The sequence below is a fragment of the Thermostichus sp. MS-CIW-36 genome, assembly GCF_054059035.1.
This window is the reverse complement of the sequence record NZ_JBSSBR010000037.1, coordinates 1-25,821: the sequence shown is the minus strand read 5'-3', so window position 1 is coordinate 25,821 and position 25,821 is coordinate 1. Positions and strand designations below refer to the sequence as shown.

Below are 25,821 nucleotides of genomic sequence, written 5' to 3'. Positions count from 1 at the left end.
GGTTTTACATACCTAGCCATACCAAGCAGCCATACTGAACATACTGTACATTATTTTCAGTATAGTCCAGCATATCATTGACTAGAGTCATGCTCTCCTGGGTGCTGACCGGCAAAATAGCTCGACAAAGCATCTCGACAAAGCATACAGTGGCCCTATCATCTGGGGGCTCTGGTATTGACCCTCAGTTTGTGGCAAGTGCTTGGAGTTTAGGGCAAGGGATCCCAAGTATCCTGCCGCCGCAGGGTAGCTTGTCGCAGCCGAGCCAAGTTGGCCGATCCGGTGCAAAAGGCAACAATGCGCAGCTCCTCGATCACGGCGCGAAAGGTTTCCACCACTGCCTGCATCTGTCCTTGGGAGACGGCGTGTAAAGCGGGGGCGGCCATACCCACCACATCGGCTCCCAGACGGATAGCTTTGGCCGCGTCGATGCCATTGCGGATGCCGCCGCTGGCCACCAGGGGTAAGTCCGGCAGCAGGCGACGAATTTCCAGCAGGGACAAAGCCGTTGGGATCCCCCAATCCCTGAAGCTGTGGGCAATGCGTTTTTTGAGAGCATCTGTTTGGCGATGGGCCTCCACCTCGCTCCAACTGGTGCCGCCCGCCCCCGCCACATCCAGGGCCGCCACACCGCATTCGGCCAGCTGCTGGGCTACTTTGGCACTGAGGCCATTGCCCACTTCCTTCACCACCACCGGCACCGGTAACTGCGCCACCAACCGTTCGATGCGGCCATACAATCCACGCCAGTCGGGATCCCCTTGGGGCTGAACCGCCTCCTGGAGAGGATTGAGGTGCAGAATCAGCGCATCCGCCTCGATCATCTCCACCGCCCGTCGCGCCTGCTCCACCCCATAACCGTAGTTGAGCTGAACGGCACCCAGGTTGGCCAGCAGCAAAATATTCGGGGCCACTTGGCGCACCTGGTAAGTCCGGGCCAGCTCTGGATGTTCCAAAGCTGCCCGCTGGGATCCCACCCCCATGGCAATACCCAACTGTTGGGCAGCGGCGGCCAGTTGTCGGTTTAGCTCATGGGCAGCCTCTGTTCCCCCCGTCATGCTGCTGATGAGCAGGGGTGCCTGTAGGCGTTTTCCCAAGAATTCGCAGCTTAGGTCGATCTCCGGCAACAGCAGCTCCGGCAGCGCCACATGCTCAAAGAAAAACCGCTCAAACCCGGTGCGGATCCCTTTGGCAGCCACATCCTGCTGCAGAACAATGTCCAGGTGATCCTGTTTGCGCTCGGAAATGGGGGGGAGAGAATTGGCCATCGCGTCAGCAGTGCAGAGCCCTTTGGTCTTGGTAGAGATTGTCAGTCTATAACGCCGTGCGCTGCCAAAGGCGAACAGCATTGCCCGTTCGCGCTAGCGGGACGGAGTCCAAGGTGACTCGCTATCTACTGGGACAGCGGTGCGGTTCCCGGTAGGGTGCCGGAGGCATAGCACTGTCGCGTCAGCGGTGCGGTTCCCGGTAGGGTGCCGGAGGCATAGCACTGTCGCGGTAGCGGTGCGGAGCACTATGATGTGGGCGGGATCCCAACCGAACAGCCATGCAACCCTTGCACATCTTGCTGGCAGAAGGCAACCCTCATCTGCGCAGCTTGCTGTGTTGGCATTTGCAACAGGCCGGACACCAAGTTTGGGAAGCAGAGACCCTTCGCCAAGCAAAGACTCTGCTGCAACACCAGCCCATTCACCTGCTGATTTTGGATGCGGAGCTGTCCAACCGCGGCGGGCTGCAATTGTGCCGGTGGGCCCATCGCCAGTACGATCTGCTGATTTTGCTACTCTCCCACCGGGGATCCGAAGCGGACATTATCGCCGGCCTAGAAGCAGGAGCGGACGATTACCTCACCAAGCCCTTTAGTATGCAACTGCTGGATGCCCACCTTCTAGCCTTGGCTCGGCGGCGACAGCGTCATATCCCCCCTACCTTTCTGCAGTACGGGGATCTCAAAATTGACCTGGTGCAACGGCGCGTCGCCTTGGCTGGGGAAGGGATCGACCTCACGCCTCAGGAGTTTAGCCTGCTGATGGTGCTGGTGCAGGCGGACGGGGATCCCGTCTCTCGTCTAGAGCTACTAGAGCGAGCATGGCCGGATTCCACCGATAACCCTCGCACCGTCGATACCCATATCCTCTCGTTGCGCAAAAAGCTGGAACGGGATCCGCGCCAGCCCAGCTTGATCCACACAGTGCGCAATGTCGGCTACTGCTTTGGCCTCAACCCCCCGCTGCTTCAGGAACAGAAAACTCTGTCAGCCGCCGCAGGCAATTCAGGATCTGGGCCTCAGCGGCAGCGTCGTGGAGTCGCAGCGTCAGGGGAGGCACCTGCAAATCAATCAATCAAATCCCGCTAGGCAGATTGCGCAGGATCCCAGTCGGGATTGCTCAGTTGCAGCAGAGACCGGCGCACCCGCTGCTCCAGAGCCAGGTTGTGATGTTGGCGGCTGACCTGCAAAGCTGCCTGCAAATCCGAAAAAGCTGTCGCTTTATCCCCCATATTCCAGTAGGCCAGCCCTCGTCCGTACAACCCATACTCGTCGGAGAGGTCGATGCGGTTCATGTCCGCTTCCAGGCGAAAGGCCCGCTCGTAGTCGTCCAAAGCAGCTTTGATCTCCCCCAGCGCATAGAGAAGGTTGCCCCTGATGTAGAGAACGTTGGGCTGTTGGGGTTCTATTTCTAGGCTGCGGCTGAGGTCGGCAATGGCCTCGTCAAAGTGATCACCACAGGCATAAGCCACACCCCGCTGGTAGTAATGGGCCGGGCTGGGATCCCAGTCAATAGCCTGCGACCAATCGGCCAAAGCCGCCTCCCATTCGCCCAGGTAGCTGTGCAAACGGGCTCGCTGGGAATAGGCAAGTGCTGAGGTGGGATCCAGGCGGATGGCTTCATCCAGGTGGGCTAGGGCCAAAGGCAGGGATCCCTGTTGCACGAGCAGGTTGGCCAAGCTGAGGTGGTGGGGGACGTTGGGGTGTAGGCGCACCAGTTCAGCAAACTCCGCCGTTGCTCCTTGGAGGTCCCCGAGAGACTGACGAATCAGCCCGCGGTAAAAATAGGGTTCTGGACGGCGTGGGGCCAACCGGGTCGCCTGGCCGAAATCCTCCAAGGCTTGGGGAACTTGGCCGAGGGCAAAGTAGGCTTCTCCCCGCAAAATGTAGGCGTTGGCCAGGCAGGGATCCCGCTGCAGAGCCAAGCTGAGCTGTTCAATAGCCCCCGGCAAATCCCGGTTCAGCCACCGTTCTCGACCACGGTTGTAGGCCAAGATGGCCGGACGGGTAAAGGCAGAGATGGCGGCTGCACCCACCAGGCCCATCACTGCCAAAAGGCGATCCTGCCGCCAACTCGCCATGCTCCCCAGCAACAGGGCAACTGCAATCAAAACGCGCAAGCCGGCAGAGTCGTGGGCTCTGAACATACTGCTCCGCACCGCTGTCACCAACGCATCCCGTTTTTTCAATTTCTCTTCGATTCTGCCCGATTGGGTTGCCCTCCCTCCTGGCCCGCTCACGCGAGCGTGCTCCGGATCCCCATTAGGCCCAAAGCATCAACCGCAGCTCGTAGGGATCGTGCATGTCGGGGTGGAAGGGGAGCAGGCGGATGGCCAACCCTTGCAAGCCGCTGGCCTCATAGCAAATCTGGCCGGAGAAGATGGCCCGATCCTCCAGCGTCTCCACATAGCGCAGGGAGATTGCCTGTCCCTTCTGAATCTGGCCCTCATCATTGACCGGCCCCTGGTAAGCTTGCACGATCACATCCTGAGGTTGCAGGGATCCCAGCCGCACTTCCACCGTCACGGTGAGGGGATCCCTGGCCATCACCACTTGGTCATCCTGTGCCAAGGCAAGGCCGGCAGCGGCAGCTTTCTTCGGGGTTTCGATCTGGACGTTGAGAACCTGGATGTTGTACCAATGCTCCTGCAGGTGGTTTTGCCAACGAACGAACTGGCGGGCCGACTCGAAGTGGTCACGGCGCATGCGGTCGAAGTAGTTGCTGAGAGGAATGTAGGCTCGCTGGACGTACTCCAGCACCATGCGCTGCGTGCTGAACTGGGGGCAATTGAGGCGAATCGCCTGCTTCATGCGCTGGATCCACTGGTGGGGTAGGCCATCGCTGCCGCGCTGATAAAAGAGAGGGGCAACCTCCTGTTCCAGCAAGTCGTAGAGGGCATTCGACTCCACCTCATCTTGATAGGCGCGATCCTCATACTCCTCACCGCGGCCAATGGGCCAGCCGGTCTGGTAATAGTCAGCCTCGTCCCACCAGCCGTCCAAAATACTGAGGTTCTGTCCACCGTTGGCTGCCGCCTTCATGCCGCTGGTGCCGCTGGCTTCACGGGGGCGCAAGGGGTTGTTCAGCCACACATCCACCCCGGCCACCATCAAGCTGGTGACATACATGTCGTAGTCCTCAATGAAAACCAAGCGCTGGCGAAACTCCGGCTGCCGCGACACCTGCACGATCTGGCGGATTAGCTCTTTGCCGGGTATGTCGCGGGGGTGGGCCTTGCCGGCAAAGATAAACTGCATCGGGTACTGAGGATGGTTGAGCAAAGCCTTGAGCCGTTCCAGGTTGTGGAACAAAAGGGTGGCCCGCTTGTAGGTGGCAAAGCGGCGGGCAAACCCAATGGTAAGCACCTCCGGGTTGAGGGCCTCAGAGGCCCGTTGGATCTCAGCCGCTGAGGCAGCCCGTTTCTGGAGCTGTTCCATCAAGCGCTCGCGGGTAAAGTTAATCAGGCGGGAGCGGCTGCGCTCGTGGGCCCGCCACAATTCCCCATCCGGGATCCGATCCACCTTCTGCCAGAGGGGATCCGAAGGAGGAGCCTCTGCCCAATCCGGCCCCAGGTAGCGGTCGTAGAGGGCTTGGTTCTCTTCCCCCACCCAGGTGCGGACATGTACCCCGTTGGTGATGGAGGTAATCGGCACTTCTTCCAGCGGGATCCCAGGCCACAGCCGGCTGAACATCTTGCGGGAAACCGCCCCATGCAGCTTGCTCACACCGTTGACAAAAGAGGCCATGTTGATGGCCAGCACTGCCATGCTGAAGGGAGATTGGAAGTCGCCAGTATTTTCCCGTCCCAAAGCCAAAAAGCGCTCCCGGCTCAGGCCCATCTGGCTGTAGTAGAAGCCGAGGTAGTAATCGATTTTGTCGGGCGGGAATAGGTCGATCCCGGCGGGCACCGGCGTGTGGGTGGTAAACATCTGGCTGGACTTGGCCACCTGCCAAGCCTCTTCAAAGCTCAGCCCCTGCTCGACCATCAACAGGCGAATCCGCTCCACCGCCAAAAAGGCCGAGTGCCCTTCGTTCATGTGGTAGACGGTGGGATGGATGCCAAGGGCGCGCAAAGCCCGCACGCCGCCGATCCCCAGCATGATCTCCTGGTGGATGCGCAGATCTTGGTCGCCACCGTACAGCTCATCGGTGATGTCTTGGTCGTACTGGCTGTTGGGCTCGATGTTGGTGTCCAGAAGATAGAGGGGCACCCTCCCCACCGTCACCTTCCAAATGCGGGCGAACACCTTGCGGTTGGGATAATCCACCTCAATCCGAATTTCTTGACCCTCCGCATCCTTTTGCAGCTCCAGGGGCATGTTAAAAAATTCATTGATTGGGTAGCGTTCCTGCTGCCAACCGTCGGGGTTGAGGTACTGGCGAAAATAGCCCTTTTGGTAGAGCAAGCCCACGCCCACCAAGGGCAAGCCCAGATCGCTGGCCGCCTTGAGGTGATCCCCGGCCAAAACCCCCAAGCCGCCTGAGTAGAGGGGTAGACAATCCGCCAAACCAAACTCTGCCGAAAAATAGGCGTAGCACTCCCCTTCCACCGCTTGGGCCGAACGATACTTGCGATACCAAGTGTCCTCCTGCAGGTAGCTCTGCAGTTGTTGGCTGGCCCGTTCCAACTGGGCCAAAAAGCCGGGATCCTCCGCCAACTCATCCAGCCGTTCCTGCCGAATCCGACCTAGAAAAGCCACCGGGTTGTGGCTGCAGGCATCCCACAGATCCGGATCCATGCGCCGGAATAGGCTGCGGGTTTCCACGTTCCAACTAAAATGCAGGTTGTAAGCCAGCAAGCGCAGACTTTCCAGCGGAGTAGGCAGGTAGGGAGTGACCTTGAACGTCCGTAGCGGCTTCATAGAGAATCCGGGAAAAGGGTTGGTTCCACTGTCAGGCTACCTTGGCCTCAGCCGGAGGGCGTGGCTTTTTAGCTTGAGTGCTGATTTTTGACATACTCCCCTGCCTTTAGGCAGGGGATTCTGGTTCCTGGTTCTGCGACAGCACTTACCATATCAGGTCTCGCCTCCACGGCAGCGGTGCTCACCTCCCCAGGCGTTCCCTCTTTCGTTCGCGTCAGCGGGACGGAGTTCTTTGGGGAGAGTGGACAGCGTCTTCTTCACCCGGTAGCCACAATGAGAACAGTCCTGCGAGGTGTATTCCGGAGGAGAACTGAGCAGGGCAGAGGTGAGCAAATAGCCGATGGTTAAAAACGGTACTTAACCGGCCAGTGGAAATGGCCAAGTGCGCTGACGTGGGAGCCTGGGGAGTTGGGTGGGGCATCCACTCTCCGAAGCATCTGTATCAGACTAAACAGAAAGAGGCTTCCAGGATATCTAGGCTCTGTACAAGTGCTCACAAAGTTCTGGATTGGTGGGAAAAACCCCTTCCCTTTCTTAGAGCAGCTCAGTGTAAAGCCTGATGCTCTTTTTTCTCTGATGGGATTACTGTAGAAGTGTTGCAACTGGAATTGTGCGGTGACCGGCTCCTCCTGCGCCCAACTTGCCAAACTCGAGATGCCCAAGATGCCCGTAACGGCTGGGATCCCTGTCACACCTTTTGCGGATCAGGCTGAGGCTGGTCACCTTTTGGTCGTGGATGATCAGCCCAACAGCCGCCTGCTGCTGGGGGATCTGCTGGAGAGCATTGGCTACCGGGTCAGCGAGGCCGAAAACGGCAATCAAGCCCTGCAGATGTTGAAAACCTTCCAGCCGGATCTGATCTTGCTGGATGTGATGATGCCGGGGTTGGATGGGTTCGAGGTCTGTCGGCGCATCAAAGCCAATGACGAGACGCGTTTGATCCCGGTGGTGCTGATTACAGCGGCCAGCGATCGCAAAAATCGCGTGCGCGGTATTGAAGCTGGGGCAGATGATTTCTTGAGCAAGCCCTTTGACGAGTCGGAATTGTTGGCGCGGGTGCGTTCCCTCGTTCGCCAAAAGCACCTCAATGAAGACTTGGATCATGCTGCCCAGGTTTTGTTCGCCATTGCCCGCAGTGTGGAAAGCCGGGATCCCACCACCGGGGATCACTGTGAGCGCTTGGTACAAATGGCCAAGAGCTTCGGCGAGTTTTTACATCTGCCCCGTCCCCTGATCAAGGTGCTGATGTGGGGAGGTTACCTGCACGACATCGGCAAAGTGGGCATACCCGATGCCATCTTGGGTAAAACAGGCAAACATACGCCGGAAGAGTGGGAGGTGATGAAATCCCATGTCTTGATCGGGGAGCAAATCTGCCGCCCACTACGCACCATGAAAGAGGTGTTGCCCCTCATCCGTCACCACCACGAGCGTTGGGATGGCAGCGGTTATCCCGACGGCCTCAAGGGGGAAGAGATCCCTCTGGTGGCCCGTATCTTCCAGATCATCGACATCTACGACGCCCTCACCTCGGAGCGACCTTACAAGCGAGCTTTCACTGCTCAAGAGGCTATAGACATTTTGCGGGAAGAAACAGCCAGAGGGTGGCGGGATCCCCAGTTGGTGGAGTATTTCTTTGAGTTTCTGCGATCGCAGGCGCCAGATTTGGAGTAGGCTGGATAGAGCTTGCTTGTAGTGTATCAGCAGGATAGAGTCTTTTGCCGGGTGCCGATCCGCTGCGCCGTTGTGTAGGCTGTCGCCAGTTGTTTCCTCGCTCACAACTGTGGCGGCTGGTCAGGCAATTTGATTCCCACCAAGTGCTTTTGGATGAGGGTATGGGGCGTTCTGCCTATGTCTGTCGTCGGCTGGAATGTCTGCAGGCAGCCCGACGCAAGCAGCAAATCAGCAGAGCTCTCAAGGCACCGGTGCCTGACTCGTTGTTTCAACGGCTGTTGGATTCTCTTGAGCAGGATTGCCAGGGGCATCTCCTCCAAAAGCCTGAGCCTCAGAGGTATTCCCAAACATAGGTAAGATATTTAAACGCCCTTTTAGGTTCATCAGGTTGCGAACTACACGACAGCCCCCCTCAATTGTCAGAATGGGAGTTGGCCGGAAAACTGAGGTCAGGCTGGAGGAGCTGCAGAGAGGTTATTCTGGAGGCGCTGTTTCCATCTATTCTTTCCCCGGCTGCCCTACTGGATGTCCCCTGCGGATGTTGCCAGAGCAGCTTCAGACCTGGGTTCCCTCCAGTCCGGATCTCTAGAGGATCGCCAAGCTGCTCTCGATGCACCGGAGGAAGCCCCCGCAAGCCCAAAAGGTTCGGCTCAACCCAATAACCGGGTTCCCATTGACTTGGAGAGTAAAACTGACGAGGAGAAAGGAGCAGAGGCTAGCAGACGAATGACCGACAAAGTTCGACTCTATGACATTGCCCGTGAGATGGGGCGTGACAGTCGGGAGGTGCTGGAGATTTGTGAGCAACTGGGGATCCCTTTCAAAACCCACAGCAGCACCATTTCTCCGGAGCAGGCTGAGTTGGTGCGCAGCAAGCTGGGCGCCTCCCGCATTGTGAAGCCTCCTCGACCCCGGCCCAAACCCCCATCTGAAAACCTCCCGCCGGAGCCTCCTGCTGAAGCTAAAGCCAGTGAGCGCCCTCAGCAGAAAGTTCCCGGCACCGCCAGCGCGATCGTCGGCATTCGTCGGCCCGCGCCCGTTCAGCAGCAAGCCCCAGTTGGCGAGGCCAAGACGGCTGAAACTCCGCCGGCTGCCAAGCCCTCGCCATCTCGACCTGAGCGAGTCTCCCCCGAAAAAGGATCTGCCAGCGGTGGTGCTCAGCTCATAGGCCCGCCGCGGCGGCAAGTTAGCCCTCCTGTCCGCTCGTCTGAGGCCACCCAAGAGCCGGGGACGGCTTCTCAACCGGCACCCCCCCCCATTCGCCCTGAACCTGCCGCAGCCAAAGCCAGCAGCTCCGAGCCCAGTTCTGTGGCCAAGCGCCCAACTGTGCTCACCCCCCCTCGACGAGCTACCTCCGAGGCAGAACTGCCGGCAGAGCGGCCTGAACCGCCGCAAAAAGCTCCCGAGCTCAGTCGCCCCAGCCCTTCAGAAGCACCATCCCCCAGCCGCGCCCGTGCCCCTCAGCCTGCGGAAGAAAAAGCTCCTTCTCCTCCACCTGCGCAGCGACCGCGTCCACAACTGGTGGGCGCACCTGTTCGCCCTGGCACGCGTTCTCCGGTGACTGAGGAAAACCGTTCCAGCAGCGGCAAAGCCGGTGAAGCCCCTCGTCCGCAGCGGCGGATGGAATTGGTGGGGCCCCCTACCCGTCCTGTGGCCAAGCCAGCTCCCCCTGAGCCAGATGCCGCCTCTCCCTTGCCAGAGAGGATCCCTGGGGAACGTCCCAGCCCAGTGTTGGCGGAGGCTCCCGTAAGACCTACCCCACCCAAGGTCAAGCGCAAAACGGAAGAAGAAGAGGACGAGGAGTTGCAAGCTCTTAACCGACGGGCTGCCCGCGCTCAAGCCAAACGCAAACGCAGTCGGAGACGAGGGGAAGGAGATGGAGATGGTTTGGATTTGGATCCCATGACCATCATTTCAGCGGTCAAGCAGGCTGAGCTAAACGCCCTCAAGCCCTTGGCTCGCCCCACCGCCAAGCCTCCTTCCTATCGCCCACCCGCGGCAACGGCTGCTCCCCCTGCCCGCCCCCGCCCTGCTGCCCGTTTGCAGCAGCAACCTACCTCCGCTGAGGCTGGTGCTGCCGATCGCGCCAGCGGGACAGAGCCCTTGCCCGAAGAGAAGGTGTTGCTCTTGGATGGCAGCCTCACCGTTCAGGAATTGGCCCACCGCCTGCGTGTGGCCGAAACCGAGATCATCAAAACCCTCTTTTTCAAAGGGGTGATGGTGACCATCAACCAAGTCCTGGATGAATCGCTGGCCGAGTCGGTGGCCAAAGAGTTGGGCTATGAGATTCGCCGACCCGAGGCAGAACCCGAGGCCAAAAAAACCGAAATGCTGGATGTGGAGGACATCGACCATCTGGTCTCGCGTCCGCCGGTGGTGACCATCATGGGCCATGTGGATCACGGCAAAACCACCCTCCTCGATGCCATCCGCGACACCAAAGTGGCGCAGGGAGAGGCTGGCGGGATCACCCAGCGCATCGGTGCCTACCATGTGGATGTGAACTTTGAAGGCCAGAAGCGGCGCATCGTTTTCCTGGATACTCCTGGCCACCAGGCTTTTACCGCCATGCGCGCCCGGGGAGCCCGCGTCACCGACATTGCGGTTTTGGTGGTGGCCGCCGACGATGGGGTACAACCGCAAACTCTGGAAGCGATCAGCCATGCGCGGGCGGCTCAGGTGCCGATCATCGTGGCCATTAACAAGATCGACAAGCCCGGCAGCCAGCCAGAGCGCATCAAGCAGCAGTTGGCGGAGCACGGCCTATTGCCAGAAGAGTGGGGTGGGGATACCCCGATGGTGGAGGTAAGCGCTCTCACCCGCCGTAACCTGGATGCTCTGCTGGAGATGATCCTGTTGGTGGCCGATGTGGCCGAGCTGCAGGCCAATCCCAACCGTCCCGCCCGTGGCACGGTGATCGAGGCCCACCTGGACAAAGCTCGCGGGCCGGTGGCTACCCTCTTGGTGCAAAATGGCACTCTGCGGGTCGGAGACACCCTGGTGGCCGGGGCCGTTCTGGGTCGGGTCAAGGCGATGATGGACGATCGCGGCCAGCGGTTGCAAGAAGCCGGGCCCTCTTCGGCGGTACAACTGCTAGGCCTGGATGAAGTCCCGGCAGCCGGGGATGAGTTCCAGGTTTACACTGACGAAAAAGAAGCCCGTCGCATTGCCCAAGAGCGGGCAGAAGCGCTGCGGCAAACCCGTCTGCAACAGGCGCTGCTGTCTCGTCGCGTGAGCTTGGGTAGTGTTTCCGCCAAAGCCCAAGAAGGCCAGCTCAAGGAGTTGAACTTGATCATCAAGACGGATGTCCAGGGATCCGCCGAGGCCATTCAGACAGCGCTGCGGGATTTGCCCCAAGAGGAAGTCCAGTTGCGGGTTCTGCTGGCGGCCCCTGGCGAGATCACGGAAACCGATGTGGATTTGGCTGCGGCCAGCGACGCCATCATCCTCGGTTTCAACACCACCCTGGCCCCCGGCGCCCGGCAGGCTGCCGATGACAAGGGCGTGGATGTGCGGGAGTACGACATCATCTACAACCTGCTGGACGATCTGCGGGCGGCCATGGAGGGCCTGCTGGAGCCGGAAGAAGTAGAGGAGCCGCTGGGTCAGGCGGAGGTGCGCATGGTGATCCCCATCGGGCGCGGTGCGGTTGCCGGCAGCTATGTGCTCTCGGGCAAGGTGCAGCGCAATGCTCTGGTGCGAGTTCGTCGCAAAGGGGAGGTGGTTTACGAAGGTCGTCTCGACTCTCTGAAGCGCTTCAAGGACGACGTGCGGGAGGTGGCTGCCGGCTTCGAGTGTGGGATCGGCATCGACAAGTTCCAATCCTGGCAGGAAGGCGACATCATCGAGGTGTACCAGATGGTCACCAAGCGGCGGACGCTCACTCCCGCCTAGCTTCACCCCAAGCGACTCTAGGTCGGCCTGCGTTCTCGGGCAGGGGATCCCAAACAGGGCGGGAAAGTTTGAGCTGATCGTGCGAGCGGGAGGAGTCCTCAGAGGGAGGGAAGGGATGCAACAAAGCCAGAGACTGAGCCAGATGCTGTTTGTCACGCTGCGGGAGGATCCCGTCGAGGCCGAGTTGCCCAGCCACAAATTGCTGCTGCGGGGCTGCTTTATCCGGCGGCTCTCCCCAGGGATCTACACCTATCTGCCGCTCCTCTGGCGGGTGCTGCAAAAGATCTCGGAGATCGTTCGCCAGGAGATGAACGCCATCGGTGGGCAAGAGTGTCTGCTGCCCCAGTTGCAGCCGGCGGAGATCTGGCGGGAATCGGGGCGATGGGATGTGTACACCCAAGCCGAGGGGATCATGTTTGCCCTCAAGGACAGGCAGGGGCGGGAACAGAGCCTCGGCCCCACCCACGAAGAGGTGATCACCCTGCTGGCCCGCGACCTGATCCGTTCTTACCGGCAATTGCCCCAAACCCTCTATCAGATCCAGACCAAGTTTCGGGATGAGATTCGGCCCCGCTTTGGCCTGATGCGAGGGCGGGAATTCATCATGAAAGACGCCTACTCCTTCCATGCCAACGAGGAAAGCCTGCGCCAGACCTACCAGGATATGTACCGAGCCTATAGCCGCATCCTCAGGCGCTGTGGGCTGGAGTTTCGCGTGGTGGATGCTGATGCCGGGGCGATCGGGGGGCCATCGGCGGCCTCGCAGGAGTTTATGGTGCTGGCCTCTGCGGGAGAAGATGAGATCCTCTACACGCCCGATGGCTCCTATGCTGCCAATGTGGAAAAGGCTGTCTCCATCCCGCCGCAGGCTGCAGATTCTCCCTACGGATCTTTTCAGGTGTTGGATACACCGGGGACGGAGACCATTGACAAGCTCGCCGATTTCCTGAAGATTTCCCCCACCCTTATCGTCAAAAACGTCCTCTACCAAGCCCTTTACGACAACGGCCTGCGGGTGGCAGTGCTGCTCAGCATCCGCGGGGATCAAGAAGTCAACGAGGTCAAACTGGCCAACCACCTCAGCCGCTTGGCAGAGCGCTACCAAGCCAACAAGCTGCTCAAGCTCACCTTGGCGGATGCCGAGATCCAAAACAGTTGGCAGGGGGATCCCATCCCGGTGGGCTACATCGCTCCTGATTTGCCGGATAGCTGTCTGGGCCGGCAAAAAAACCTTGCCCCCCAGATCCTGCGCTTGGCCGACCAGACGGCAGCTCTGCTGCAGAACTTTGTGACCGGCAGCAACCACGTGGGGCGGCACGTGGTGGGGGCCAACTGGGGCGAGCAATATCCCCTGCCGGAAGTGGTGGATGTGCGCAAAGCGCAAGCGGGGGATCGTTCTGTACTCAACCCCGACCAGATTCTGGAAACGGCCCGTGGCATCGAGATCGGCCATATCTTTCAGCTAGGCCTCAAGTTCTCGCTGCCAATGCGGGCCACCTTTACCGACGAACAGGGATCCGAGCAGCCCCTCTGGATGGGCTGTTATGGCATTGGGGTATCCCGCTTGGCCCAGGCGGCGGTGGAACAGTCCCACGATGCCAACGGCATCATCTGGCCCGTGGCCATTGCCCCCTATCACGTAGTGGTGGTGGTGCCCAACATCTCGGACGCCGAGCAGATGAGCGTGGCGGAAAAACTGGTGCAAGATCTCGCTGCTGCCGGCATCGAGACCCTCTGGGATGACCGGGACGAGCGGGCCGGGGTGAAATTCAAAGATGCGGATCTGATCGGGATCCCTTACCGCATCACCACAGGGCGCAGCCTCAAACAGGGCAAGGTGGAACTCACCGAGCGGGCCAGCGGCCAAGCCACGGAAATTCCCATTGAAGAAGTGGTGACTACCCTGAAAGAGCGGATTGAAGCAGCCCTAGTTGTGCCGGACTGAGCGTGGCTTCTCCTGAACCCGATGCTGAACATCTCCATTCTTAAAGAAGACGAATCCTATACTTTTCGCTCTTATTTTGAGATGCCCTACGAGCCAGATGAAATCTTGGCTCAGTTCGGCTATCAACTGGAAATTGGGGAGTGGACATGGCCTGTTGCCCCTGCGCCGCCGCAAACCCCAGTTTTGAAAGATCGGATCCGACAATTGTTACCTTTGGTTAGCCTCACCAGCGAAACAGCGCGGCGGGAATTGCTGGTGGCTCCTGTGCTGACCGAAGTGGCTCTCCATTGTCGAGTTCCTTTGCGGCTGGAGTATCCCCTGATGGTCAACAATTGGTTGAAGGGCAGCCTCGATTATCTGTTGCGAGGGAAGAACATCCTGCTGGTGGTTGAAGCCAAAAAGGACGATCTAACGCGAGCCTTTGTGCAAATGGCTGTAGAAATGATTGCCCTGGCGCAGGTGGAGCAGCAGGCTCAGATCTACGGTGCAGTGACGATTGGGTCTATCTGGCAGTTCGGACAAATTCTTGCCGATCAGCAGGTGATCAAACAAGACTTAACGCTGTATCGAGTACCTGAGGAGCTGGAAACCATTGCCGGCATTCTCACTGCCATGGTCAGCAACCCTAGCCAATCGTGAATTAAAAGCGTGAATTAAAAGTAAGTCATGGATCGAAAAACAGTCTGGTTTGCCCTAAAATTGATGCTGGCTGCTGCCGGGATCAGCACAGCCATCAAGTATGGTGGCCCTTACTTGGCCTTGCCGGAGCAAATGCCAGTGGTGGTCGTGATGATCGTTTTGCCCACCTTGATCATGGCCGGGATCCTGTGGCGCTGGCAAATGCAGTCCCCTCTATCCAAAACTCCCCTACAAGCCGGCAAGGGATCCCTGGGAATTGAAGATGATAGAGCCTTCACCCCCAGCCCTTCTCCCAGGGGAGAGAGGGAAGTCTGAACTGCTGGACATGGAAGGCTGCCCAGATCCCTTGATGGGTGGGGGGAAGGCTATCGGGATGGGCTGGGATCCCTTGAACCCCTACTGCTGGGTAAGGCGCAGGGTTACCGTTGGGCTGGTTTGGTTGCCGGAAGTGGCCGTGAGATTCACCTGATACACCGTGCCAGAGGCCGGAATGGGAGGCCGAACGGTGATGGTGAAACGGCCCTGGGCATCTGCCTGCACCGTTTGGTTGGTCACGGTCTGTTGGGCGCTGATGATGCCCCCCAGAGAGGTCGAAGCCGTTACATTCACCCGCACCGAAGCATTGGGAGCTGTAGTGCCCTGCAGCGTAAACGAAGAACCGGAAACCCGATCCCCATCCTGCAGGTTGGTGATTTGAGGCAAGAGGGGGCTGGGGGCGCTGACTGTAGCGGAAACCTCTTGGGTGGTCAGCCGCTGGATGCCCCCGGTGGCCCCTTCGATCAGGCGGGCCGGTTGTTCGGCGGTCATGAAGCGCACTTGGCCACCATTTTCCAGGCGGGCGACGACGATCCCTTCCCGGGTGGTATCTTTCGCCTCGATTAGGGCGTTCACTACATAGGTGCCGCTGGAAACTTCCTGAGCCGGCAGGGTTTGCACTTGCCGTCCATCTTGGATGAGGTAAACCGTCACCCGGCTGGAAGGAGTGCCTTTGACGGTAACCAGCAGGATTTCCCCGGCTGCCAAGGGGCGACTGCCGGCATTGTGATCCACCAGGTCGATGGAAGCGCGGACAGGGCTACCCACGGTGAAGCTCCAGGTCACGCGGCGGGTCACCCCCTGGGTATTGGTGAACTCCAGCAAGACTTCCCGACGCCCCGGCGGCAGAGGTTGGGCAGGGCGATAGGTGAAGAAATCGCGGGTGATCACCGACTGGGACGTGACATCTTGACCATCCACAAAAACCCTCACCGTTTCCGGGCGCACGCTGACGCCATCTTGGCTGCGGAAAGAAGCCGAGATTGGGGAGGTAGGTTCAACATTGGTGGCCGCTTGAGCTGGGCTGGGATCCGTAATTTGCTGAGCCCTTGCAGGCAAGCTCGACAACCCCACAACCGCAGCACCGATCACCAAGGCCCGGGGAAACCAGGAATACAAGTTATCGCTCATGAGACCATCCAAGAAAAAGATAGAGTACAGACAGACTACACAGGCAACAAGCCCAGAGAAAGGCTAAACAGAGTCCGGCAGAACATCGGCCTCGATATCCTGTTCATATCCTGTTCGAATCCTGTCACAGGGGATGGCCCCTGTCGATACGCCTAAGCCTCTGATCGGCTCTCCAATAGACTCAATCCCAGCGTCAAAACCGGGCAAAGTCAACTGCCATCTACCGTGTGGGATCCCATGTCCATCCTGGCAAAGGCCAGAAGATGACTGTAGGTGAGGATGTAAGGGATCCCTTTGAAGGATTTGACTTAACTTGTGTTCGATGGGTAATCGATGGGTATCAGCTCATCTCAATTCACAAAAATAGCCCCTGTCGCTTGCAGATCGAGGCAGTGGTCGCCGGAGACATCGTTGACCAGGCGCACTTCTACAGTGATCACGTTGAAAGAATCCACGCTCACCTGGTAGCCCACAGGAGCCAACATCGGCGTGTTGATGGCCATGCAATTGGGGATCAACAGGTTGCTCAGGCGCAACGTTTCGCCGGCAGGCAGTTCCGAGACTTTCTGGCGGGGATCGGTAAAGCCGTATTCCAAAGGCAGACCTGTGTGATTGCGGATCACCAGCTCGGCAGGTAGGTTGGGGTTAAAGCGGGCCACTGGGCGATCAAAAACCAATTGATCGACACCCACCGGTAAGCGCGGCAACGGCACTGTCTGAAAGGTAGGCTGAGCGGCAACCCAGAGGGATCCCTGCAACAACCCTCCGCCAACCCAGCCGCCCAGCAGAGTCGCCAACGTCAAAACCATTCTTTTGCTCCGTTCTGCATAGCTCATGGCTTTCGCCTCAGGATGTGCTTCCAGACTGGTGGGAGTTGGATCCCTTGCCTGCTTGTATTGTTCCCAAAAACGGCTGGCCGGGCCAGATGGCTGCTGTTTTTTCCAGGGTATGCCCCAACCAGCTAAGATCCCGTGGGGGGGAAGTTAAGTTAGAGTTGGCAATGCAAAGGGAGGCATGGCCATGCCAGCAGAACCGAAAAAGTCGGAGAAAAACTTCTCGTGGAAGGGCAGTGCCGACGCGGGCCGGGCGCTGACGATTTTGGCTGCCGTGGGAGCCGCGGTGATTTTACTGGCGGGGTTCCTACAGTAGGCAAACAGTAGGCAAAGCTGTTTGTGTCTGCAGCCGGCACAAGCACCTCAGCACGGCGGCGGAAGCCAAAGTTTCTTCTTCAAGGCGATTTCAAGGCGATGGTGGCAGCCTGCTCGACTTCCAACTTGCCTTCAAGGATCATCCCCGCCATGGTTGAAGATGTCCTCAAGGCAAAGGTGTTGTCTGCGGGGCAGGAAGCCGCCCTCGACTGCGTTCTCCGCCATGGCTGCCCTACAGAAAGAAGCAGATCCGGATGCTTTGGAAGTCCTGCTGATTGGTTGATGCGAGGTTCGCTACGCCTGTCCGGGTCACGCCGCTGGGCAGCAGGCTCAACAGGGAAAAAAGCCCAGCAGAGAAGGGATCCCTGCTGAGCCCCTTGAAAGCGCCGAGGAAGGGGTAAAGTGCCCTCAGCCCAGCAGCCGGCGGGCAGTGTTGACCACGTTTTCCACCGTGAAGCCAAACTTCTCCATACACACCGGGCCGGGGGCAGAGGCGCCAAAGCGGTCGATGCCAATGGCCACCCCCTCAAACCCCAGGTACTTGTGCCAGCCGAAGGTGGAACCTGCCTCGACGGAGACGCGCTTGGTGACGTTGGGGGGCAGAACGGAATCGCGGTAGCTCTGGGGCTGGGCCTCAAACAGCTCCATACAGGGCATAGAGACCACCCGCACGGCCCGGCCTTCCTGCTTCAGTTGGGCTGCAGCTTTCACCGCCAGCTCCAGTTCAGAGCCGGTGGCGATCAAGATCAGCTCTGGATTGGGGGCATCCACCACCACATAGGCCCCTTTGGCTACGCCTTCAACAGAGGTGCCCTCCACCGGGTTGACGGCTTGCCGGGTAAACACCAGCACAGAAGGGGTGGTCTTGGCTTCTAGGGCCACCTGGTAGGATCCCACCGTTTCGCGGGCATCCGCTGGGCGCAGCACATAGAGGTTGGGGATAGCCCGTAGGGAAGCCAGTGTCTCAATGGGCTGGTGAGTGGGGCCATCTTCCCCCAAGGCGACGGAGTCGTGGGTCATGACGTGCAGCACCCGCACTTGCGAGAGGGCCGATAGGCGGATGGCAGGCCGCATGTAGTCGGTGAAGATCAAAAAGGTGGCGTCGTAAGGGATGAGACCTCCATGAAGCGCCATGCCGTTGGCAATGGCTCCCATGCCGTGTTCCCGCACCCCAAAGCGGAAGTTACGCCCCTCGTAAGAGCCGGCCTGAAACTCTGGGATCCCCTTTAGATAAGTCATGTTGGAGTGGGCGAGATCTGCGGATCCCCCCAGCAGTTCCGGCACCGCTTTGGCCAAGGCATTCAGACAAAACTTGGAGAGGTTGCGGGTGGATTCTCTGCCAGTTTCGGCAATGGGGGCCAGCGCTTCTTTCCAGCCCACCGGCAGCTCCCCGGCCATGATGCGCTTGAACTCGGCGGCCTCTTCGGGGTAAGCCTTCTCGTAGGCGGCGAAGCGCTCGTTCCACTCGGCCTCGGCCTTGGCCCCTTTTTCGATGGCCTGGCGGAAGTGGGCCAGCACCTCGTCGGGAATGTAAAACTCCGGCTCCAGAGGCCAACCCAGGTTTTGTTTGGTGAGCTTCACCTCTTCCGGCCCCAGGGGTGCCCCATGGACGCTCTCGCTGCCGGCCTTGTTGGGGGATCCGTAGCCGATGGTGGTCTCGACAATGATCAAAGAAGGCTTGTTGGTGACTTCCTTGGCTTTTTGGATGGCCTCGGCGATCCCTTTCAAGTCGTGGTTGCCATCCTCTACTTTTTGCACATGCCAGCCGTAGGCTTCATAGCGTTTGCCCACATCTTCCGTAAAGGCGATTTCCGTTCTGCCGTCGATGGAGATGTGGTTGCTGTCGTAGAGCATGATCAGCTTGCCCAGTTGCAGGTGGCCGGCCAAAGAAGCTGCTTCGGAAGCCACCCCCTCCATGTTGCAGCCATCGCCCAAGATCACGTAGGTGTAGTGATCCACAATGGTGTGGCCGGGCTTGTTGAAGCGGGCGGCCAGATGGGCCTCGGCAATCGCCAGCCCAACCGCGTTACCCACCCCTTGCCCCAGCGGGCCGGTGGTGACCTCTACCCCCGGAGTTTCAAAGTTTTCCGGGTGGCCGGGGGTTTTGGATCCCCACTGGCGAAACTGCTTGATGTCCTCTAGGCTCACATCAAAGCCGGTCAGGTGCAGCAGCGCGTACTGCAGCATGCAGCCATGCCCCGCCGAGAGCACAAAGCGATCCCGATCCACCCACTTGGGGTTGCGGGGGTTGAACTTCATGAACTGCTGCCACAACACATAGGCCATGGGTGCTGCTCCCATCGGCAGGCCAGGGTGGCCGGAGTTGGCCTTCTGAACAGCATCCACCGCCAAAAAGCGAATCGTGTTGATGGCAAGTTGTTCCAGAGAGGGAGGAGCAGCAACAACCATGTGGGATCCCTATCGCTCGACATTTGCTTTCCAGTATGCCGCGTTTTGGGTCGTGCTTCCGAGGCGGCAGGGATCAATTGGGCCGGGAAATTGGCTTTGTCCAAATTCCAACGGGGCCAAATGGCAGGCTAAGCTGAGTGATACCGTCGCTGCTGTTTTGTGTTGGAGCACTTCTTTGACCGTTGTTTCTTCTTCTCCTGGCGGCAAACCCTCCTGGCTGCGGGCCAAGGCCCCTCAACGGGTGGGATCCGTCAAACAACTGCTGCGGGACTTGGGCCTAAACACGGTTTGCGAAGAGGCTTCCTGTCCCAACCTGGGGGAGTGTTTTGCCAACGGCACCGCCACCTTTTTGATCATGGGCCCGGCCTGTACCCGCGCCTGCCCCTACTGCGATATCGACTTCACCAAACGCCCCCTGCCCCTGGATGCCACCGAACCCCGGCGGGTGGCGGAAGCAGTGGAGCGCTTGGGGTTGCGCCATGCGGTAATTACATCAGTGAATCGGGACGACCTGCCCGATGGGGGAGCCGGCCAGTTTGTTGCCTGCATTGCGGAAATCCGCCGCCGCATGCCCCAGACCACCATCGAGGTCTTGATCCCAGACCTATGTGGTAACTGGCAGGCGCTGCAGCAGATCTTGGCCGCCCGACCGACGGTGCTCAACCACAATACCGAAACGGTGCCCCGCCTCTATCGCCGTGTACGCCCGCAAGGGAACTACGAGCGCTCCCTCAAACTGTTGGAGTTGGCACGGCAATGGGATCCCGGCCTGTACACCAAGTCGGGGGTGATGTTGGGTCTGGGAGAGACAGCCGAGGAGATCTTGCAGGTGATGCGGGATCTGCGCCGGGTGGGTTGTGACATCCTCACGCTCGGCCAATACCTGGCGCCCAGCCCCAAACACCTGCCGGTGGAGCGCTACGTTCCCCCCGAAGAGTTCGACCATTGGCGACGGGTGGGAGAGGAACTGGGCTTTTTGCAGGTGGTGTCTTCGCCCCTAACCCGCAGCTCCTACCATGCCGAGGCTGTGCAAGAGTTGATGCAGCGCTTTCCCAGGAGGAGCTCCTGAGCGCTGGGGCCTCGCCGGCTGCCCGACCTTGTGGGTTGCGCGAGAGAAGAACCCTACTCTGAGATTGGCTCAAGGCCGGGTTTCAGGGCGGCTACAACGTCAGGGATCCCACATTTTGTTCTAACAACTGGGCCAGATCCTGCAGGAAGGCCGCTGCATGGGCGCCGTAGATGACACGGTGATCGCAGGTGAGGTTCACCTGCATTTGGGAACGGATGGCAATCGCTTTTTCCGGCGTCGCCACCACCGCGGGGCGAGAAGCGCCGATGGCCAAAATGGATCCCTGGTTGGGGGGCAAAATGGCATCGAAGCGATCCACCCCAAACATGCCCAGGTTGGAGAGGGTAAAGGTGCCGCTATTGTACTCTTCCGGCTGCAGTTGCTTACGCCGCGTCCGCTCCACCAGATCCTTCCAGCGGCGGGAGATCTCATACAGATCCAGCCGGTTGGCTTGCTTTAGGACAGGGGTGATCAGCCCGCCATCCTCCATGGCCACGGCCACGGCGATGTTGATATCCGATTTGTAATGGATGCCGTTTTCTGTGTAGCTGGCATTCAGAAGGGGGTGCTTCTCCAGGGTCATGGCCACGGCTTTGACCAAGAGGGCCGTCAGGGTGACTCCTTTGGGCTTCACCTGTTGGTAGAGGTGATCCAGGCTATCGGTGGTGATGGTGTAGCCCACGTGGAACACCGGCACGCCAAGGCTGGCGTTCATATTGCGCACCACCGCCGCTTGTAAAGTGCTGAGGGGAACTGTCTCTCCCAAGGGGACAGCCACAGGAGTTGGAGGCGCGGGGGCTGGAGCAGAGGGGGCAGCCACTGCAGGAGCGGAAAGGGCCGCAGCTCGCTCCACGTCTTCAGCGACGATGCGACCATTGGGGCCGGAGCCGCGCACGGTGCGCAGATCGATCCCCAGGCTCTCCGCCAGTTTTTTCGCCCGTGGAGAAGCCACGATCCGCTGGGATCCGGCGCCATCCGATCCATTTGGCAGTGTAGAGGTGGGGGTTGCCGCAGGGGCAGGACTTGTCGGCTGAGCTGCAGAGGCGCGGTCTACGCTAGGTGGAGCCGCAGGGGTAACGCCAGCAGCGAGGGCTTTGGCTTTTTCCTGAGCTTGGGCCACTTCCGCTTCGCTTTCGGCAATCAGGGCAATGGGGGCGCCCACCGGGGCTGATTCCCCTGCCGGCACCAGGATACTGGCCAGGATGCCGCTGTGGAAGGACTCCACGTCCATGTCCGCTTTGTCCGACTCCACCACCAGGATGTTTTCTCCTTTCTCCACGCGGTCGCCGGGGTTTTTCAGCCAGGTGACGATCTTGCCCGTTTCCATGGTGGAGCTGAGGGCCGGCATGGAGAGTTCGTGGATCATCGATGGGGATGGGAACACAGCAGAAGAGATTGTAACTCAGGAGACGGGATCCCCGCGCACGTCTCTGGGCCGGCTTTGGGCTCACCGGGTGCCAGCCGCTTCTGCTTCGGCCACCACCAGCAGGGTTTTCAACAGGGAATCGGGGTTGAGGCTGATGGAATCGATCCCCGCCTGCACCAGGAAGCGGGCGAAGTCGGGGTAGTCGCTGGGGGCCTGCCCGCAGATGCCGATCTTGCGCCCGTGGCTTTTCACCGTCTGGATCACCTGGGCGATCATCCGCCTGACGGCCTCGTTGCGCTCGTCAAAAAGGTGGGCCACCAGGGCTGAGTCGCGATCCAGGCCCAGAGTGAGCTGGGTGAGGTCGTTGGAGCCGATGGAGAAGCCGTCGAAGATCTGGCAAAACGCGTCGGCCAGGATGACGTTGCTGGGCAATTCACACATCACGTACACCTGCAGACCGTTTTCTTCCCGCACCAGGCCATGGCGAGCCATCTCCTCCAGCACCCTGTGTCCCTCTTCCGGCGTGCGGCAGAAGGGGATCATCAAGATGACGTTGGTCAGGCCCATCTCATCCCGCACCTGCTTCATGGCTCGGCACTCCAGGGCAAAGCCCTCGCGGTAGCGGGGATCCGTGTAGCGGGAAGCCCCCCGCCAGCCGATCATCGGGTTTTCCTCGTGGGGTTCGTAGCGGGATCCCCCCAACAGGTGGGCATACTCGTTGCTTTTGAAATCCGACAGCCGCACGATCACCGGCTTGGGGTAAAAGGCGGCAGCAATGGTGGCCACCCCCTGGGCCAGCTTGTCCACAAAGTACTCCGGCTTGTCGGCATACTGGGCGGTGAGCTCTGCCAGGCGCGGCTCCTCTTTCACCGCCTGCTCGTAGTTGAGCAAAGCCAGCGGGTGGACCTGGATGTGGTTGGCAATGATGAACTCCAGCCGCGCCAGCCCCACGCCATCGCAAGGGATCCCGCTGAGGCCGAAGGCTTTTTCTGGGTTGCCCACATTCATCATCAGCTGGGTGCGGGGACGGGGCAGCTCCTCTAGCGGGATCTCCGTCACCTCATAGGGCAACAGGCCCGGGTAGACCCGCCCTTCTTCCCCTTCAGCGCAGGAGACGGTGATGGGCTCGCCGGAACGGAGCACCTGCGTGGCGTTGCCGCAGCCCACAATGGCCGGGATCCCCAGCTCGCGGGCGATGATGGCCGCATGGCAAGTTCTGCCCCCCTGGTTGGTGACGATGGCGCTGGCCTTTTTCATGATTGGCTCCCAGTCGGGATCCGTTTTTTCGGTCACCAGCACCTCGCCGGCCTGAAACTGATCCGAGCGGCGCACATCCAAAATGACGCGGGCTGTGCCCTGGCCAATGGCCTCGCCTACGGCCCGTCCCCGCACCAGAGGCTCGGGCTGCGCCCCAGGCTGGGTGAAGCGATAGGTGGTCAGCTGGTTGGCCCCTTTTTGCGACTGCACCGTTTCGGGGCGGGCCTGGACGATAAACAGCTCGCCGGTGATCCCATCTTTGGCCCACTCGATGTCCATGGGGGTGAAGCGGCCCCGCAGCGCCGAGTAGTGCTCTTCGATCAGGCAGGCCCAGCGAGCCAGCTCCAGGACTTCCTCGTCCTTGAGGGCATATTGCCGGCGCAGGCTTTCGGGGACGGCCACGTTTTTGGTGGAACGGGATCCCCCCTCGTCGTAGACCAGCTTCAGGGCCTTGCTGCCCAGCTTGCGGGAGAGGATGGGGCGCAGTCCCTGCTTGAGGGTGGGTTTGAAGACCACGTACTCATCGGGGTTGACGATCCCTTGCACCACGTTTTCCCCCAGGCCGTAGGCGGCGGTGATCAGCACCGCATCTTTAAAGCCGGTTTCTGGGTCGATGGAGAACATCACCCCCGAGCAAGCCAGATCCGAGCGCACCATCTTCTGCACCCCCACCGAGAGGGCTACTTGAAAATGGTCAAAGCCCTTGATTTGGCGGTAGGAGATGGCCCGGTCGGTAAACAAGCTGGCAAAACAGTGGTGACAGGCATTGAGCACTGCCCGCACTCCACGCACGTTCAGGTAGGTCTCCTGCTGGCCGGCAAAGCTGGCATCCGGCAAGTCTTCTGCCGTGGCACTGGAGCGCACCGCCACATCGGTGTCGGGGCCGTAGCGCTCGCACAGCTTTTGGTAGGCTTCGGCGATGGCCTGCTCTAGCTGAGGGGGGAAGGGAGTTTGCAAGATCAAGGTGCGGGCAGCCTTGCCCCGCTCGCGCAAATTTTGGACATTCTCAATGTCTAAGTCTTTGAAAATCTCCTGCAACTTCTCCTCTAGGCCCGCAGAGGCGATGAACTGGCGATACGCATGGGCGGTGGTGGCAAATCCTGTCGGCACCTGGATCCCCTTTGAGGTGAGCTGCTGCAGCATTTCTCCCAAGGAGGCGTTTTTCCCGCCCACCTGGGCAACGTCCCGCAGCCCCACCTCCGTCAGGGGCAAGACCAAAGGCGGCTCTGAGCCAAGCTGGGGTTGAGAGGGTTGCTGAAGCTGGGATCCCCTGGTTGCTCCATCCGACATGCCTTACCTCCTTCTTAGATCCATTGAGCGATCCATTGAGCCAACGCCAATTGCTGGGGTGTGCTGTGTTGTCGGCTTGGGATCGCTCCCGGCTCTCCTATGCCAACACTCGGCCCAACTCATTCTTGGTGGGCCATAGCCTCACTCTAGTCAGGATTTTCTGCCCCTTAAAATTGCCCAGGGATCCCCCCAAGAAGGCTTAGAAGGCGATGAGACAAGGCAGATCCCCCCACCACCTGCCTGCGGAAGTTGCTGCAAATCTTCGACCTTTTTTACTCAGTGCAAAAGTAGCCGGGCTGCCACAATGGTCAAAGAAGGCAATTTGGGCAACAACGGCATGGAGGGCCACAAGGAGGCTGCAGCAGACATTCGCCAGATCAGGGTGACGGAAAAACAGCAGGGCTTGCGGCTGGATCGAGGATTGGCAGAGCAACTGCCGGAGCTGTCGCGGTCGCGCCTGCAGCAGCTTATCCGCCAGGGCCAGGTTTGGCTCAATGGGCAGCCCTGCCGGGATAAGGATCGCCCCCTGCAAGCTGGGGATGAAGTCGAGGTGCGGATCCCGCCAGCCACCCCGACTGCCCTGCAGCCGGAGCCGATCCCCTTGGACATTCTTTACGAAGATGACGATTTGCTTGTGATCAACAAGCCCCGCGGTTTGGTGGTGCACCCCGCCCCCGGCCACGCCAGTGGCACCCTGGTGCACGCCCTGCTGGCCCACTGCCCCCATCTTTCAGGCATCAACGGCGAGCTGCGTCCAGGTATTGTCCATCGCCTTGACAAAGACACCACTGGTGCCCTGGTGATTGCCAAACACGATCAGGCCCACCAGCACCTACAAGCCCAGATCCAGGCCAAAACCGCCCGGCGCATCTACTTGGGGGTGGTGTTTGGCCGGCCGGCCCAAAGCCAAGGCACCGTCTCTGCCCCCATTGGGAGGCACCCGGTGGATCGGCAGAAAATGGCCGTCCTGACCCCTGGCCAAGGGCGAGTGGCGGTAACCCACTGGCAAGTGTTGGAGCGGCTGGGCAACTACACCCTGATGCAGTTTGAGCTGGAGACCGGGCGCACCCATCAAATTCGGGTTCATGCTGCCCATTTGCGCCTGCCGATTGTCGGGGATCCCCTCTACACCCAGAGCAAAACCAGCCCTGTCAAACTGAGCGGCCAAGCCCTTCACGCTTGGAAACTTTCCTTCATCCACCCGCGCAGCGGCCAGCCGATGCACTTTACTGCCCCCCTTCCTGAGGAGTTCGAGCGGCTCCTGCGGCAATTGCGCAGCCAAGTCAGATGAAGCGTCGCCGTGGCCGTTCCCAACTTGCAGAGGGATCCCCCTGATTCCATCCGACGGGATCCAGGTTGCTCCCTGCGCCCAAAAGGTTTCAATCTTCAGCAAACCTTTAGAGAAGTCGGAAGCGCTTTTGCCGGGTGAGTTGTTTAGAATGCGCTCATCCTCACCAAAGTACAGCCTGTTAAGGGCTCAAGGGGTACAATAGCAGCACTTAGCAAACCAACTTCGGAAGGAGGATGGATTGATCAGTAGTAAAGAAGTCTTCA

The 25,821-nt window shown here is 59.8% G+C and carries 18 protein-coding genes; 10 read left to right on the top strand and 8 right to left on the bottom strand.

What is annotated here, in order from left to right; all coding sequences use genetic code 11:
* Positions 1 to 209 precede the first annotated feature (209 nt).
* Positions 210 to 1,268, bottom strand: a complete 1,059-nt coding sequence (gene fni / locus ACVWVQ_RS12765) for a type 2 isopentenyl-diphosphate Delta-isomerase (protein ID WP_457508825.1) — start codon at positions 1,266 to 1,268, stop codon at positions 210 to 212.
* A 278-nt stretch (positions 1,269 to 1,546) separates the two neighbouring features.
* Here fni and ACVWVQ_RS12760 point away from each other — a divergent pair, with 278 nt between their 5' ends.
* On the top strand, positions 1,547 to 2,356 hold the full coding sequence (locus ACVWVQ_RS12760; protein WP_414413106.1) for a response regulator transcription factor: 810 nt from the start codon (positions 1,547 to 1,549) through the stop codon (positions 2,354 to 2,356).
* Here the strand turns inward: ACVWVQ_RS12760 and ACVWVQ_RS12755 are convergent.
* Entirely contained in the window at positions 2,353 to 3,414 is a 1,062-nt protein-coding gene (locus tag ACVWVQ_RS12755; RefSeq protein WP_457508823.1) for a tetratricopeptide repeat protein, read from the bottom strand. The genes ACVWVQ_RS12760 and ACVWVQ_RS12755 overlap by 4 nt on opposite strands.
* A gap of 115 nt (positions 3,415 to 3,529) precedes the next feature.
* Positions 3,530 to 6,130, bottom strand: a complete 2,601-nt coding sequence (glgP, locus tag ACVWVQ_RS12750) for an alpha-glucan family phosphorylase (RefSeq protein WP_457508821.1) — start codon at positions 6,128 to 6,130, stop codon at positions 3,530 to 3,532.
* Positions 6,131 to 6,793: 663 nt separating this feature from the next.
* Here glgP and ACVWVQ_RS12745 point away from each other — a divergent pair.
* From ACVWVQ_RS12745 to ACVWVQ_RS12720, 6 genes are all read left to right on the top strand, one after another.
* Positions 6,794 to 7,804: a response regulator gene (locus ACVWVQ_RS12745; protein WP_414409176.1), complete on the top strand. Its 1,011-nt coding sequence runs from the start codon at positions 6,794 to 6,796 to the stop codon at positions 7,802 to 7,804.
* A 44-nt stretch (positions 7,805 to 7,848) separates the two neighbouring features.
* The gene (locus tag ACVWVQ_RS12740) at positions 7,849 to 8,157 is read left to right on the top strand and encodes a YlxR family protein (protein ID WP_414409175.1); all 309 of its coding nucleotides are present in this window, start codon (positions 7,849 to 7,851) and stop codon (positions 8,155 to 8,157) included.
* 373 nt (positions 8,158 to 8,530) lie between these two features.
* The gene (gene infB, locus ACVWVQ_RS12735; RefSeq protein WP_457508820.1) at positions 8,531 to 11,698 is read left to right on the top strand and encodes a translation initiation factor IF-2; all 3,168 of its coding nucleotides are present in this window, start codon (positions 8,531 to 8,533) and stop codon (positions 11,696 to 11,698) included.
* Positions 11,699 to 11,813: 115 nt separating this feature from the next.
* A complete protein-coding gene (locus ACVWVQ_RS12730; RefSeq protein ID WP_457508819.1) occupies positions 11,814 to 13,643 on the top strand; it encodes a proline--tRNA ligase in 1,830 nt (609 codons plus the stop codon).
* A gap of 21 nt (positions 13,644 to 13,664) precedes the next feature.
* Positions 13,665 to 14,282: a hypothetical protein gene (locus tag ACVWVQ_RS12725; RefSeq protein WP_457508817.1), complete on the top strand. Its 618-nt coding sequence runs from the start codon at positions 13,665 to 13,667 to the stop codon at positions 14,280 to 14,282.
* Positions 14,283 to 14,309: 27 nt separating this feature from the next.
* On the top strand, positions 14,310 to 14,597 hold the full coding sequence (locus ACVWVQ_RS12720) for a hypothetical protein (RefSeq protein ID WP_457508815.1): 288 nt from the start codon (positions 14,310 to 14,312) through the stop codon (positions 14,595 to 14,597).
* A gap of 81 nt (positions 14,598 to 14,678) precedes the next feature.
* Here ACVWVQ_RS12720 and ACVWVQ_RS12715 read toward each other — a convergent pair whose 3' ends face one another.
* Both ACVWVQ_RS12715 and ACVWVQ_RS12710 read right to left on the bottom strand, forming a co-directional pair.
* Positions 14,679 to 15,728 carry a hypothetical protein gene (locus ACVWVQ_RS12715; protein WP_414522006.1) on the bottom strand — a complete coding sequence of 350 codons (1,050 nt, stop codon included), beginning with the start codon at positions 15,726 to 15,728 and terminating at the stop codon, positions 14,679 to 14,681.
* 350 nt (positions 15,729 to 16,078) lie between these two features.
* Entirely contained in the window at positions 16,079 to 16,537 is a 459-nt protein-coding gene (locus ACVWVQ_RS12710) for a hypothetical protein (RefSeq protein WP_457508813.1), read from the bottom strand.
* Between the two features lie 211 nt (positions 16,538 to 16,748).
* Between ACVWVQ_RS12710 and ACVWVQ_RS12705 the strand changes: the two genes are divergently transcribed.
* On the top strand, positions 16,749 to 16,877 hold the full coding sequence (locus ACVWVQ_RS12705) for a hypothetical protein (protein WP_011432750.1): 129 nt from the start codon (positions 16,749 to 16,751) through the stop codon (positions 16,875 to 16,877).
* A gap of 407 nt (positions 16,878 to 17,284) precedes the next feature.
* Here ACVWVQ_RS12705 and tkt read toward each other — a convergent pair whose 3' ends face one another.
* Complete coding sequence (tkt, locus tag ACVWVQ_RS12700) at positions 17,285 to 19,285, bottom strand: transketolase (RefSeq protein WP_457508812.1); 2,001 nt, start codon at positions 19,283 to 19,285, stop codon at positions 17,285 to 17,287.
* Positions 19,286 to 19,460: 175 nt separating this feature from the next.
* Here tkt and lipA point away from each other — a divergent pair, with 175 nt between their 5' ends.
* Complete coding sequence (lipA, locus tag ACVWVQ_RS12695; RefSeq protein WP_457440018.1) at positions 19,461 to 20,354, top strand: lipoyl synthase; 894 nt, start codon at positions 19,461 to 19,463, stop codon at positions 20,352 to 20,354.
* Positions 20,355 to 20,445: 91 nt separating this feature from the next.
* On the opposite strand, the gene ACVWVQ_RS12690 is transcribed toward lipA, so the two are convergent.
* The gene (locus ACVWVQ_RS12690; protein WP_457508810.1) at positions 20,446 to 21,720 is read right to left on the bottom strand and encodes a dihydrolipoamide acetyltransferase family protein; all 1,275 of its coding nucleotides are present in this window, start codon (positions 21,718 to 21,720) and stop codon (positions 20,446 to 20,448) included.
* 81 nt (positions 21,721 to 21,801) lie between these two features.
* On the bottom strand, positions 21,802 to 24,267 hold the full coding sequence (ppsA, locus tag ACVWVQ_RS12685) for a phosphoenolpyruvate synthase (RefSeq protein ID WP_457508808.1): 2,466 nt from the start codon (positions 24,265 to 24,267) through the stop codon (positions 21,802 to 21,804).
* Between the two features lie 337 nt (positions 24,268 to 24,604).
* On the opposite strand from ppsA, the gene ACVWVQ_RS12680 reads away from it, so the two are divergent.
* Positions 24,605 to 25,558: an RluA family pseudouridine synthase gene (locus tag ACVWVQ_RS12680; protein WP_414427999.1), complete on the top strand. Its 954-nt coding sequence runs from the start codon at positions 24,605 to 24,607 to the stop codon at positions 25,556 to 25,558.
* The last annotated feature ends 263 nt before the right edge of the window (positions 25,559 to 25,821 follow it).

Coding starts and splice junctions, on each gene's coding strand:
- ACVWVQ_RS12710 (WP_457508813.1), bottom strand. CDS start 16,537: ATGGTTTTGACGTTGGCGACTCTGCTGGGCGGCTGGGTTGGCGGAGGG.
- fni (WP_457508825.1), bottom strand. CDS start 1,268: ATGGCCAATTCTCTCCCCCCCATTTCCGAGCGCAAACAGGATCACCTG.
- ACVWVQ_RS12715 (WP_414522006.1), bottom strand. CDS start 15,728: ATGAGCGATAACTTGTATTCCTGGTTTCCCCGGGCCTTGGTGATCGGT.
- ACVWVQ_RS12690 (WP_457508810.1), bottom strand. CDS start 21,720: ATGATCCACGAACTCTCCATGCCGGCCCTCAGCTCCACCATGGAAACG.
- ACVWVQ_RS12720 (WP_457508815.1), top strand. CDS start 14,310: ATGGATCGAAAAACAGTCTGGTTTGCCCTAAAATTGATGCTGGCTGCT.
- ACVWVQ_RS12705 (WP_011432750.1), top strand. CDS start 16,749: ATGCCAGCAGAACCGAAAAAGTCGGAGAAAAACTTCTCGTGGAAGGGC.
- ACVWVQ_RS12730 (WP_457508819.1), top strand. CDS start 11,814: ATGCAACAAAGCCAGAGACTGAGCCAGATGCTGTTTGTCACGCTGCGG.
- tkt (WP_457508812.1), bottom strand. CDS start 19,285: ATGGTTGTTGCTGCTCCTCCCTCTCTGGAACAACTTGCCATCAACACG.
- ACVWVQ_RS12680 (WP_414427999.1), top strand. CDS start 24,605: ATGGAGGGCCACAAGGAGGCTGCAGCAGACATTCGCCAGATCAGGGTG.
- glgP (WP_457508821.1), bottom strand. CDS start 6,130: ATGAAGCCGCTACGGACGTTCAAGGTCACTCCCTACCTGCCTACTCCG.
- ACVWVQ_RS12760 (WP_414413106.1), top strand. CDS start 1,547: ATGCAACCCTTGCACATCTTGCTGGCAGAAGGCAACCCTCATCTGCGC.
- infB (WP_457508820.1), top strand. CDS start 8,531: ATGACCGACAAAGTTCGACTCTATGACATTGCCCGTGAGATGGGGCGT.
- ACVWVQ_RS12725 (WP_457508817.1), top strand. CDS start 13,665: ATGCTGAACATCTCCATTCTTAAAGAAGACGAATCCTATACTTTTCGC.
- ACVWVQ_RS12755 (WP_457508823.1), bottom strand. CDS start 3,414: ATGTTCAGAGCCCACGACTCTGCCGGCTTGCGCGTTTTGATTGCAGTT.
- ACVWVQ_RS12745 (WP_414409176.1), top strand. CDS start 6,794: ATGCCCGTAACGGCTGGGATCCCTGTCACACCTTTTGCGGATCAGGCT.
- ppsA (WP_457508808.1), bottom strand. CDS start 24,267: ATGTCGGATGGAGCAACCAGGGGATCCCAGCTTCAGCAACCCTCTCAA.